Genomic DNA, 12,664 nt, shown 5'->3' on the forward strand with positions numbered 1-12,664 from the left:
TAAACTAAACATATTTCACTTAAAGAGGTACATACAATGGCACAGATGTATTATGATAACGATGCTGATCTTGACTTACTCAAAGGTAAAAAGATCGCTGTAATGGGTTACGGAAGCCAGGGACATGCACAGGCACAGAACCTGCATGACTCAGGACTTGATGTAACAGTCGGTCTTAGAGAAGGCAGCAGACGCTGGAAGCAGGCAGAAGAAGATGGCCTTAAGGTCATGACAGTTGCTGATGCAGCAAAGATGGCAGACGTCATCCAGATCCTCCTTCCTGACGAGACACAGGCACAGGTATACTACGAAGCTATCGAGCCAGGACTTGAAGCTGGTAACGCGATCGTATTCTCACACGGATTCAACATCCACTACAACCAGATCATCCCACAGAAGGACATCGATGTCTACATGGTAGCTCCAAAGAGCCCGGGTCACCTTGTCAGAAGGACCTACGTAGAGGGTGCAGGAGTTCCAGGTCTTGTAGCAGTCTACCAGGATGCAACAGGTAAGGCAATGGAATTGGCACTTGCACACGCAAAAGGTGTCGGATGTACCCGCGCAGGAGTATACAAGACATCTTTCCGTGAGGAGACCGAGACAGATCTCTTTGGTGAACAGGTAGACCTTTGTGGTGGTGTCGCTTCACTCATCAAGACTTCATTCGAAGTACTTGTAGAGGCAGGATACCAGCCAGAGATGGCATACTTCGAGACATGCCACGAGCTTAAGCTCATCGTCGACCTTATCCACGAGGGTGGCCTTGACAAGATGTGGTACTCAGTATCCAACACAGCAGAATACGGCGGAATGACCGTTGGACCTAAGGTCATCAACGAGCTTTCCAGAGAAGCTATGTACGAAGCACTTGAGAGGATACAGAACGGAGAGTTCGCACGTGAGTTCGTACTCGAAGGCAAGGCAAACAGGCCGGTCCTTACCGCAATGGAGAGACAGGACAGAGAACATCCTCTGGAAGTCATCGGTAAAGAGATCAGGGCCAAGATGCCATGGCTCAACAGTGAACTTAATGAAAAGTAGACCAATTGGTCTACACAATCTTTTTTTATTCCCGATTAGAATTGTTTTCTTACAGACCATTCCCTTTAACCGGAGGTATCGATATGCCAGAAGTAATTGACACTATCCTTTCAAGAAGAAGTATCAGAAAATACACAGAAGAGCCAGTTGAAGATAATGACATAAGAACCATACTTGATGCAGGAAGATGGGCACCATCAGGACTGAACAACCAGCCATGGAAATTCGTTGTCATAAAAGACAAAGGAACTATGGAAGAACTGGCAGGTTGCACACACTATTCCCAAATAGTCAGGAGTGCACCACTGCTGGTCGCTGTGTACCTTGATACCGAAACTATGTACAACAAGACAAAAGATATACAGGCCATAGGTGCATCCATCCAGAATATGCTCCTTGCATGCTGTGACCTTGATCTCGGAGCAGTCTGGCTGGGCGAGATCCTCAACAATGCAAATAAAGTTAACTTGATTCTTAATTGTCCGGACTCACTTGAGCTAATGGCAGTGCTTGCGATCGGCAAACCTGCAGAAAGTGGGAAAGATGCTTCCAGAAAGGACATTAAAGACATAACATACAGTGAGAAGTACGGAATAGAATATTGAGAAAAGAAGGAGGCTGAGACGAATTGTAATGATTTGAAGGTTTGTTGGAGGTAGTAGATCGGCTTGACCCATTTTTTAGTAGACAAAGATCATTAAACAGGTCGACAATTCGTCTCTAAATCCTAAAATAGAGTTTATCATATATAAACGTTTGTCAAAATTAGCACTAAATCAAGAAAAACTGATTTACTATGAAATCAGATTTGGTTGATTCAGTAATGTTACCTCTTTTTACCAGCACATTTCCGGTTAGCACAAAACTCCACAGCATCCTGTTTTTGCTCTTTCACGCGTATTAAGTGCCATCCACAGTGTTCACACATCTTATCCAGAACAGTAAGTCTACCTGATTTGGGTATAGATTGTGTATGTCCACATCTGTTAGTACAACCAAGGAAACGGGAATCCTTTGTAGTTATGAGGAACATAGATCCGTCGCACACAGGACATGGTCCAACTACCTCAGGCGGGAAACATTTCTTTTCAAGATCACATGTGAAACATGGACCTATCCCTACTGCCCAATTGTATTTAGTTCCAACTTTAAGGACTGCAACCCCATCCTTTTCACACTGATGTGAACGCAGAACAGTAAGTGCTCCTGCTTTTGGGAGAGGATACGTATTTTTACATTCAGGATAACCAGTACAACCAACGAACCTGCCTTTATCGGTCTTGATCATGTGAAGCATTCTTCCACATTCAGGACAGGTACCAACGAAGTTCTTCTTATCCGTAGCTACCTGTTCATCCACAATTGTGCCTGCCATTCTTGCAGCAATGGCATCCTTGCTTGATGTGAGCTGAGAGTACATGGTCTTGATAAGTGTCGTTCCTTCAGAAAGAGCACCTTCAAGTGATTTCTTACCATCCTCCACATCCTGGATAAGCGATTCTATACGTGCCCTTATCTCAGGCTGTACCAGTATGGGAACCGTGGCATCCAGCGTATCCATCAGGGTGAAACCAGTGTCAAGAATAGCAATGGTCTTACCCTTTGTTTCAAAGTACCCTCTTTTCTTGTTGGTCTCGATATGACTCGGAGCTGTAGCCTTGGTACCGATGCCATGTTTATCCATCAAAGTAAGGAGCTCCGCCTCAGTAAGCCTTTTTGGAGGTTTGGTCTCAGATTTGATATTCGTTATCTTCTTAACACCGAGCTGATCCTTTTCCTCGACCAAAGGCAATAGCTTATCGTTCTTGGTCTCGAATGGATAGACATCAAGCCAGCCTGCATTCTTGAGAATAGAACCTGTGACATCGAATATCTCTCCACCCACAAGAATCTCCATTCGTGTTTTCTCAAAGATGGCAGGCTGCATAAGATTTGCAAGGAAATGCCTTGATATAAGATCATAGACCTTCCATGCATTCGGCATCCTGATACTTCTCTCAATATCATCCTTTGATGCCGCTTTAATGGGATGGATAGGAGGATGGTCATGTCCGTCTTTAGTACCATTCCTGCATTTGATCTCACCGGCAGAGATTATCGAAAGAGCATATTTCTGGTAGATCCCCGATGAGAAAGCCACTACTTTGGACCTGAAATCAAAATCATCAGCATATTTATTCGTCTCTGTCCTCGGATAACTGGTAAATCCTGAAAGATATAACTGCTCTGCCGTTTCAAGTGCCTCCTCCGGACTCACACCCAGGAACTTGGAAGCACGCTTCAGGAACTCAGTGGTGTTCAATGGATATGGAGGATTTGTAAGAGCCTCTTTCACACTTTTCTTGTCCACGATACCGGTATTACAGTCCTTTATCCGGGCGAATATCTCATCAGCTTTCTCTTTTTCATGGATATTACCTGCCCTGTGAACCCCGGTGAATTCCGCACCATCCGTAGTGAAAAGAGCCTCTATCTTCCAGAAATCCTTAGGTTTGAAGTTCTTTATCAGTTTCTCCCTCTCATAGACAAAACCACATGTAGGGGTCTGGCAGGGACCAATGGAAATGACACCTTTGGTACGAGCCCTCTCCCTAACTGAAAGCGTCATGAAGCGTGTAAAAGCCGCACCCATCTTCAGATCAAGTATCTGACGGGCTTCTGCGGACATTGCCATATTATAGTCGGGCTCAACAAGATTAGAAAATGCCTTTTTTATCTCACTGGCAGACAATGATGAGAAACGTGCCCTTTTGACCGGAAATGAAGCAACCCTTTCAGCAATTTCCTTTGCCTCAAAACCAATATTCTCCCCTTCCCTGTCAAAGTCACATGCAAGGACTACTTCAGTAGCGCCGCTGGCAAGAAGTGAAATAGCAGCAGCATAAGGTTTTTTGGTAACGTTCTTTACAGGAGGAGTATCCAGAAGGACCGCAGGATCGCATTCACGCCAGTTGTTGAACTGCTCAGGAAAATCATATCCCATGATATGTCCGGCAAGACCCATGACCCGCCACTCTTTCCCGTTGATCTTAAAGTCGTATACAGGAAGACCTGCCACCGAAGCGCGGTTGTAGTGTCCGTCACTTAAGATCCCTGCTATCTGGGAAGCTGCCTTGTTCTTTTCCGTGAATACGACTATAGACATGCTGCACCCCTATGTCCTGATAATAGATAAGAATTAAGCTTGCAGGGTGAAAGTAATGATCCTAACCTTAATTTGTGTAATAACAGTTTACATATTTGTACTCAATTATTTATATATTTTAAAGTAATATCTGAAATATTAAGAATATTGGAGGCCAGTGCATGAACCTAAAGATGGATTACAAGTTTAAATTGAGAATTGTTGTGATAATTTCTATTTTACTTGTAGCAATGGTTTATGCCATCTCCGACCACCACATGATTCTCGGCTACAATAACGAGCCTCCGGTCAGACCATGGAATATAATAGATCCACAGTCAGAATATGGAATTGAGCTGATATCCATAGCAGAGAAAGCAATTGAGAAAGAAGGTATTGATACTAATTATATTGCTATCCAGAACATTGCTCAGATATATCCGGATAATATCAGGCTGAGATCCCAGGGTGCAAATATCTTTTCCAGTGCTGTGATCTACTCATATGGTGACCTTGCTGATGAAGGAACTATCAAATTCTTTGAACCTGATCTTGACATATATAATGTCTATAATTATCATCTGGGCATCTACGGTAATCACTTGCCGGAAAACAGGGGAAAGTATAGTAAAAACGTTGCAAGCATACCTCAAACATCAGGATGGGGAAAGGACTACAATTACAGGATAAATGGAGATTCCATAGAACTGACCGACCCTGTGACAAACAATATAATATTCATACTGTCTGATCACAAAATCGTTCAGGACGAGAGCAGGACAGGTACAATTACAGAGAAGGTCAATTCAGAATATGCTTTTGCCCGGCAACTGCTTCCCATAGATAAAGAGAAGCCGTACATGGTAATAGACATAACAGGTGAAACAAAAGAAAACTGGTCAACGATGGATGTTTATTTTCATGAAGGCCAACTTTACTCATTATACATAGAAGAAGGAACACGGGACATTTACAATGTAGCGATATCTCACACTGTAATATATTATGATGAAGAAGGGAACCCGATTGGGGAAGATCTCTAATAGCTATACTGAGGCTGATGTATGAACCTTAAAGAAAATTACAAGATCATATTCATTGGTATTGCAATTATCTCTGTTTCTTTTGTTACAGTGATCTATGAGATGTCAGAATCCCACAGACATACCATAATTGATCCCCAGTCAGAATATGGAAGGGAACTGACAGCTATAGCTGAGAAAGCCATTGAGGGAGAAGGCATTGATACAAGATATCTACATTCTGGAAACCTTGTTCAGAAGTCATCAGGAACCATAACATTAACGTTTAGTGGTTCCAAGAGCTATTCCAGTGGTGTGGTCTACACCCATGCTAACTTTAGTGAAGATGAAACAGTTACTTTTTTTGCAGCAGACCTTGACAGATATGATTTACGCATTCAAACAGGTAAAAAGGGCGTAACCTTGTCTGAAATATATGGATATGGAAAAGATTACAACTATACCATTTATGATAACTCCATTGAACTAATAAATCCCACAACAAACAAGGTCATGTTCGTTCTATCGAACTATACAGTCGATCAGGATGATAATAAAGCAGATATAATTGCAGATGAGATCAACTCCAAATATGCCTCTGTGCAGCAACCTCTTCCTATCAACAAAGAGAAACCTTACATCATAATGGATGTAAATATGAATAATAAAAATGGTCATTTGATGATAGAAACAGCATTCTATAAAGGTGAACTTTACTCAATGCACATACAAGAGAGTACAAAAAAAGAGGATGCAAAAAAAGGACTCTATACTACGACAATATCCCATGGAGTAAGATATTACGATGAAGAAGGAGAAGCAGCATAGGATAATCTCGATCTTATCCATAGTAGAGTCTGTAAACGAAAGTGATTCTAAACAATTAATTATTTCACAGGGATCCAGAGTTCCACAGTAGTGTTCTGTGCAAGGGACATCTGCCTGTGCATACCGATGAGTTTTGTTAGATGGAGTTCTTCAATTCGCAATAGCATCATAATTTCCTTTACATTTGTTCAATATCACTTTAACTTGAATCATAATAGAGTATCTTCTGGCCACTCTGAGGAAACAGATACAAAACAACCCTAAATATTCAATAAGTGCTGTGAAACATATATATGTTGCAAGAATGTATCTGCACCTAAAGACACTGCATACCGGAGTTACAATGACACTAATGGAAGATGCTAAGAAGGGCAAGATCACACCCCAGATGGAAGCCGTTGCAAGGGACGAAGGCATTGATGCAAAGACCATCTGTTCATGTGTTGCCAATGGGACCATAAGTATCCCGAACAACCCTGTCAGGGACTGCAGGGTCGTGGGTATTGGAAGATACCTCAGTACAAAGATAAACGCTAATATCGGAACCTCACGGGACTACATCGATATAGATGCAGAAATTGAGAAGGCAAAGACAGCGGAGACCTTCGGTGCAGATGCACTCATGGATCTTTCCACAGGAGGGGACCTTGACCTTATCAGGAAGAAGATAATGGATGCTGTGAACATCCCGATAGGTTCCGTGCCAATATACCAGGCAGCAGCCTCCCAGAAAACTGTTGTTGACATGACCTCTGACGACATGTTCAATGCAGTACGCAAACATGCAAAGGATGGTATCGATTTTATCACGATACATGCAGCTGTGAACCAGGATGCTTTGAAAAGGATCAAGCAGGGCAACAGGATAACTGATATAGTCAGCCGTGGAGGATCGTTCACCCTCGCATGGATGATGCATAATGGCGAAGATAATCCATTCTATTCAGAATACGATTACCTGATGGAAATAGCATACGAGTACGACATGGCGATCAGTCTCGGTGATGGTATGAGACCGGGATGCATACATGATGCTTCAGACGGACCATCGTTCATGGAATTCATAACCCTTGGAGAGCTCGTAAAGAGAACAAGGGAAGCAAATATCCAGTGTTTTGTAGAAGGACCCGGACATGTCCCTATTGATGAGATAGAGCTCAGCGTAAAGGGAATGAAGAACCTTTGTGATAATGCTCCACTATATCTTCTTGGTCCCCTTGTCACTGATATCGCACCAGGATATGACCATATCACCGGAGCCATCGGAGGAACATTTGCAGGCATGTGCGGAGCGGATTTCCTGTGCATGACCACACCGGCAGAGCATCTTGCACTCCCGACAAATGATGATATCCGTGAAGGTACCATTGTCACAAGGATAGCAGCCCATGCAGCTGATCTTGCAAAAGAAGGACAGAAAGAACGTGCAAGAGCAGTTGATAACAAAATGGCACATGCACGTAAGAACCTTGACTGGGACACACAGTTCGAACTTGCCATTGACGGTGAGAAGGCTAAGAACATAAGGGACAGCAGGAACACCGGAAGTGAAGCATGTTCCATGTGCGGTGACCTCTGTGCTATGAAAATAGTCAGCAAGGCACTTGAAGATGAGAAGAAGAAATAATTCTCTATTTTATCTTAATTAAAAAAAAGGACTGGAAAGTCCTTTTCTATTAATTTTAAATTTGTTCTTGACTATCTGCTTTATCCCTGTTTCTTAAAGCACATGAACCAGTCAAGACAGTACTTACCCTCTTCTTCTGATTCGACCCTTTGCTTAGCAGTCCCACAAGAACCAGGAGGTGGAATTATCACATCATCGCCTGGCTGCCAGTTTGCAGGTGTTGCAACATTCTCAGCATCAGACTTCTGCATCGCAAGCAAAAGCCTCTTGATCTCATCCATATTCCTTCCGTTAGAAAGAGGATAATAGACAATAGCCCTTATCTTTGCCTTCGGGTCGATCATGAACACTGCCCTTACAGCCTGTGTATCCGAGGCATTTGGCTGTACCATTCCGAACTTCTTTGCAACATCCATCTTAAGATCTGCGATCACAGGGAAGGTGATCTCTACATCCTTCATTCCCTTGTACTCTATCTTTTCCTTGATGGTACGCAGCCATGCAATATGGGCATAGATACTGTCAATGGACAGACCCAGTAACTCAGCATTGAGTGCTTTGAACTCATCCTGCATGCTTGCAAAGGTCATGAACTCAGTAGTACAGACCGGAGTAAAGTCAGCAGGATGACTGAAAAGTATGACCCACTTACCTTTGTAGTCCTTTGGGAAATTTATCTCGCCTGCTGTTGTCACTGCTGTGAATGAAGGAGCACTGTCACCTATTAAAGGCATTGTTACAGGTTCTCCGGGAGAGATCTCACCCATACCTGCTTTTAACTTCTTCATACTGGTGTCAAGATATTCATTGATATCCTTTACCTGTTTATCAAATTCCTTTTCCAGTTCCAGATCCTTTATGTTCCTGGAAATGTATTTCCTCATATCTTTAAATTGCTCTTCCAGATACTTCTTTGTGTCTTTTTTCTCATCCATCATATCACATCATTCTTTGGTAGTATGAACTACAGGAACAGATAATAGATCAATGAATATCTGCCCGCACTCCAATGAATATAAAGAAGTCCAAACATAAGAAGTTGGTTGTTGTCCAATCAATATTTATACTGTTGAACACGAAATATAACATTGCGTAACAAAATATAAATACAGCACTATACAAGTTGGTAATGATAACTATCAAAATCTCTAGCCTCCTGAATTGGAGACCTAGCCCAAAAAAATGACAGATAAAGATAATAAGGACCCAAGCAGACCTGATGTGTCCAAAAACTGTCACGATGGTTTTGAGAACCTCGTTGATGAATTGCCTCTTGGCATACTTTCGTGTGACAGGGAAGGTAACATTACTGCTGTAAATGATTTTCTACTGCATATAATGGATTCCCCTTCAGCATATGATACAAAGAATATCAATATGCTAAAATTTCCGCCTCTGGTACGATCAGGTATCTCTGCAGTTGTAGAAGAGGTCATTATCACTGGAATGAACGCATCCATAGAAACACCCTATCACTCTAAATGGGGCAAGGAAATGTTCCTGAGCTTCCGGGCATTTCCCCGAAAAGATGAAAGTGGGAATACCTACGGATGTTATGCCATAATAGAGGACCTTACCAATAAAAAGAAAGTAAATGATAGTATCGAGAACAACAAACGCAAGGACATGCTTATATCTCACATCTCGGACCGCTTTATCAACAGTAGTCATAAGGAGATAGATGAGGATATAAATAAGACCCTCAAAGACCTTGCAGGATTTGTAGATGCTGATCGCGCAGTTATTTTCTCTTCTGACAGAAGTACAGATCATGTTATAAAAACCCATGAATGGCATAGAAATGACATTGTATCTGAAATTCCATTAAATGAAAACTGGGATACAAAGAAACTTGTTTTTAAGAAATTGAGGTCACTGGAGATCGTGAATATTCCTGATGTGAATGTCATGTCTCTGGAAAGTGATAATTTAAGAACATTGCTTCAGGATCTTGGTATCATGTCCATTGCAATGATACCGCTCTCATATAACGGTGTTTTCAAAGGATTCATTACTGCTGATTCTAAGAGAAAGAAGAATAAACTGGATGAGAATCAGCTTTATGTGCTAAAGATAGCAGGAGATATGATAGCTGCTCTCCTGGAACGCAAGAATACAGAGCTGCTGCTACTTAAAAGAGAACAGGAATTTGAAGAGGTCATCCATTCTCTGGACTCGGTCATATGGAAAGCTACTTTTGATAAAGAAGGAAATGCACTGACCACTTATATTTCCAAACCCATGGACAGGATGATAGGATTTCCTGAGGGAACGATCGGAAATGACTGGAACCGTTTTTTTGCACGGATACACCCTGATGATATAGACAAAGTAACTGACTCATTAAAACAATCCTTTAAACAACCTGATACTCCTATAGATGTAGATTACAGGATATTATCCGATAAAGGAGAAGCTGTGTGGATGAGTTCCCTTGGTTCTTCACACCCACAAGATGATGGCACTTTCCTGATGTTTGGAACAACATCGAATATTACGAAGCGCAAAGAAACTGAAAACAAATTGCGTGAAAGTGAAGCTCTGCTGAATGAAGTTGGCAGGCTCAGCAAAATAGGAGGCTGGGACCTGGACATAGGCACTGGAATCGGAAAATGGACAACTGAAGTTATAAAGATCCATGAACTTGATTCTTTTGATCATGCTGATGTTGATACAGGATTACGATATTATCCTCCAGATACCAGAAAAATAATTGAAAAGGCAGTTAATGATGCTGTTGAAAAAGCTGAACCTTATGATCTGGAACTGGAATTGATCTCAGCAAAAGGTAACCATAAATGGGTCAGAACGATCGCCCGTCCAATAACTGAAGATGGAAAAGTTGTAAGATTGTTCGGTACAATGCAGGATATAACCGAACGTAAAAGAACGGAGAACAAACTGCGTGAAAGTGAAGCACTGCTAAATGAAGTTGGCAGGATCGGCCAGATCGGCGGATGGAATCTAGATGTTGCAAGTAGTGTGATCAACTGGACACCTGAAGTTGCAAGGATACATGAAACTGAAGACCTTGACACTTTGGAGAAAGCACTAAGTTGTTATCCTCCTGACTCGCGAACGATAATTGAGAAGGCATTGAAAAGTACTATCAAAAAAGCCAGGTCGTTCGATGTTGAAGTAGAATTGTTCACAGCAAAGAATAAACATAAATGGATAAGACTAATTGGCCGGCCCGAGACCGTAGCTGGAAAGGTAGTAAAAATAATCGGTGTACTGCAGGATATCACGAAAAGCAAAATGGCTGAAAATAAGCTGCTGGAAAGTGAAGAAAGATTAAGAGTTTTCATAGAGCATGCACCGGCATCATTGGCCATGTTCGACCGTGATATGCGATATATAGCAGTCAGCCGTCGTTGGAAAAAAGACTATTTCCTGGATGACAAAGATATTATCGGGATATCCCATTACGAAATATTCCCTGAGATACCCGATGAATGGAAGGAAATGCACCGGGTAGCCATGAAGGGAGAGGTGATCCCTGTTGAAGAGACCCGTTTTGAGAGAGTTGACGGAAAGGTTCAGTGGGTACGCGGAGTGGTCAGACCATGGAATGCAGCAGACGGAACTGTTGGCGGCATCATACTGTTCTCAGAAGATGTAACTGAACGTAAAATAGCCGAGAATGAATTGCGGGCTAATGAAGAAAGATACAGGTCCCTTTTTGAGCAGTCAAATGATGCCATAATGATCCATGATGTTAATGGACAGATACTTGAAGTGAATGAAAGGACCTGCGAAATGTTCGGCTACAGTGAAGCAGAGCTAAAACAAAGAACGATCGTTGATCTGACATTACCAGAGGACAGAGATGAGATCGGCTCGAAGATGGACAAACTTAAAGACGAAGGGCACTACCGTCAGGAGAACAGGATGCTGCGATCAAATGGAAGCATAGTATATGTGGACATTAGTGCGTCGTTCCTCAAAACACAGAATGGTCTGGTCCAGACGGTCGGAAGGGATATTACAGACAGGGTCCGGGCGGAAGCAGTGATGCTCAATGCAAAGATAGAAGCTGAGACCGCAAGCCGTACAAAGAGCGAGTTCCTTGCCAACATGAGCCATGAACTACGCACACCTTTGAACTCTATAATCGGTTTTTCAGATGTAATGCTGGATGGGATCGCCGGAGAACTTGTACCCAAACAGGAACATTACATGAAACACATCTCAAAAAGTGGCCGCCATCTTTTGAGCCTGATCAACGATATACTCGACCTATCCAAAGTAGAAGCAGGAAAGATGGAACTCCATTACGAGATAATAGATGTAAAGCCAGTGGTCGATGAGATAGTCACTATGACACAGACACTTACATTAAAAAAGAATATAGTTGTTGATGTGGACATGCCTGACGATCTTCCAAAGGTCGAAGCAGACAGATCAAAGATAAAGCAGATACTCTACAATCTCATGGGAAATTCTATCAAGTTCACAACTGATAATGGAAAGATCACTTTCCGTTCTGCAATAAAAGGTCATGAATTACAGATATCTGTGATCGATACAGGAATAGGGATATCTCCGGATGACCAGAAGAAGATCTTTAAACCTTTCAGCCAGATAGACTCTTCCACATCCCGTAAATATTCAGGAACGGGACTCGGACTTGCTCTTGTCAAAGAACTTGTGGAGCTACATAAAGGAAGGATATGGGTGGAAAGCGAGATAGGAAAGGGAAGCGTCTTCACCTTTGGATTACCGATCATTGAGGAAGGGACAAACTGAACCTTTGTTCCTGAGATAGTTCCAGAATGCTCAGCATCTTTTTTTAACCAGGTCAACTACTTCTTTTGTAAACCAACAATTTTCCAGCACCTTGTATAAATGGAAAGAATATAGGACCTATAAGAAATAAATATAAGAGGAAGTGACCCTGGTATATAAACCAGGGCAACTCTAGAAGGGGATGTGGTATTGAAGGAGGTAGTTTGATGGATTTTCAAATGACCCACACCCATGAGTCAGAGTAATAATCCTCTGACAAATTATAGTTTT

8 protein-coding genes are annotated in these 12,664 nt (G+C 42.1%); 6 read left to right on the top strand and 2 right to left on the bottom strand.

All coding sequences use genetic code 11. The features are described 5' to 3' along the window. Positions 1–36: 36 nt before the first annotated feature. Together ilvC and BM008_RS08120 are read left to right on the top strand one after the other, a co-directional pair. Complete coding sequence (gene ilvC, locus BM008_RS08115) at positions 37–1,044, top strand: ketol-acid reductoisomerase (RefSeq protein ID WP_091935926.1); 1,008 nt, start codon at positions 37–39, stop codon at positions 1,042–1,044. A gap of 83 nt (positions 1,045–1,127) precedes the next feature. Further along, positions 1,128–1,649 (top strand): nitroreductase family protein, encoded by a 522-nt coding sequence (locus BM008_RS08120; RefSeq protein WP_091935928.1) that lies wholly within the window; start codon positions 1,128–1,130, stop codon positions 1,647–1,649. 221 nt (positions 1,650–1,870) lie between these two features. Here the strand turns inward: BM008_RS08120 and BM008_RS08125 are convergent, their stop codons facing one another. Continuing rightward, the gene (locus BM008_RS08125) at positions 1,871–4,189 is read right to left on the bottom strand and encodes a DNA topoisomerase I (RefSeq protein ID WP_091935930.1); all 2,319 of its coding nucleotides are present in this window, start codon (positions 4,187–4,189) and stop codon (positions 1,871–1,873) included. Between the two features lie 161 nt (positions 4,190–4,350). On the opposite strand from BM008_RS08125, the gene BM008_RS08130 reads away from it, so the two are divergent. The 3 genes from BM008_RS08130 to thiC all read left to right on the top strand — a co-directional run bounded on the left by BM008_RS08130 (position 4,351) and on the right by thiC (position 7,645). Further along, the gene (locus BM008_RS08130; RefSeq protein ID WP_091935933.1) at positions 4,351–5,211 is read left to right on the top strand and encodes a hypothetical protein; all 861 of its coding nucleotides are present in this window, start codon (positions 4,351–4,353) and stop codon (positions 5,209–5,211) included. 21 nt (positions 5,212–5,232) lie between these two features. After that, complete coding sequence (locus BM008_RS08135) at positions 5,233–6,018, top strand: hypothetical protein (protein WP_091935934.1); 786 nt, start codon at positions 5,233–5,235, stop codon at positions 6,016–6,018. Between the two features lie 343 nt (positions 6,019–6,361). Then, the gene (gene thiC / locus BM008_RS08140) at positions 6,362–7,645 is read left to right on the top strand and encodes a phosphomethylpyrimidine synthase ThiC (protein ID WP_091935936.1); all 1,284 of its coding nucleotides are present in this window, start codon (positions 6,362–6,364) and stop codon (positions 7,643–7,645) included. Between the two features lie 80 nt (positions 7,646–7,725). Here thiC and BM008_RS08145 read toward each other — a convergent pair whose 3' ends face one another. After that, a complete protein-coding gene (locus BM008_RS08145; protein WP_091936325.1) occupies positions 7,726–8,379 on the bottom strand; it encodes a peroxiredoxin in 654 nt (217 codons plus the stop codon). Positions 8,380–8,827: 448 nt separating this feature from the next. On the opposite strand from BM008_RS08145, the gene BM008_RS08150 reads away from it, so the two are divergent. Further along, positions 8,828–12,394, top strand: coding sequence for a PAS domain S-box protein (locus BM008_RS08150; RefSeq protein WP_091935938.1), 3,567 nt, complete (start codon positions 8,828–8,830; stop codon positions 12,392–12,394). Positions 12,395–12,664 lie beyond the last annotated feature (270 nt).

It is taken from the genome of Methanolobus profundi, assembly GCF_900114835.1.
GTDB classification, from domain to species: domain Archaea; phylum Halobacteriota; class Methanosarcinia; order Methanosarcinales; family Methanosarcinaceae; genus Methanolobus; species Methanolobus profundi.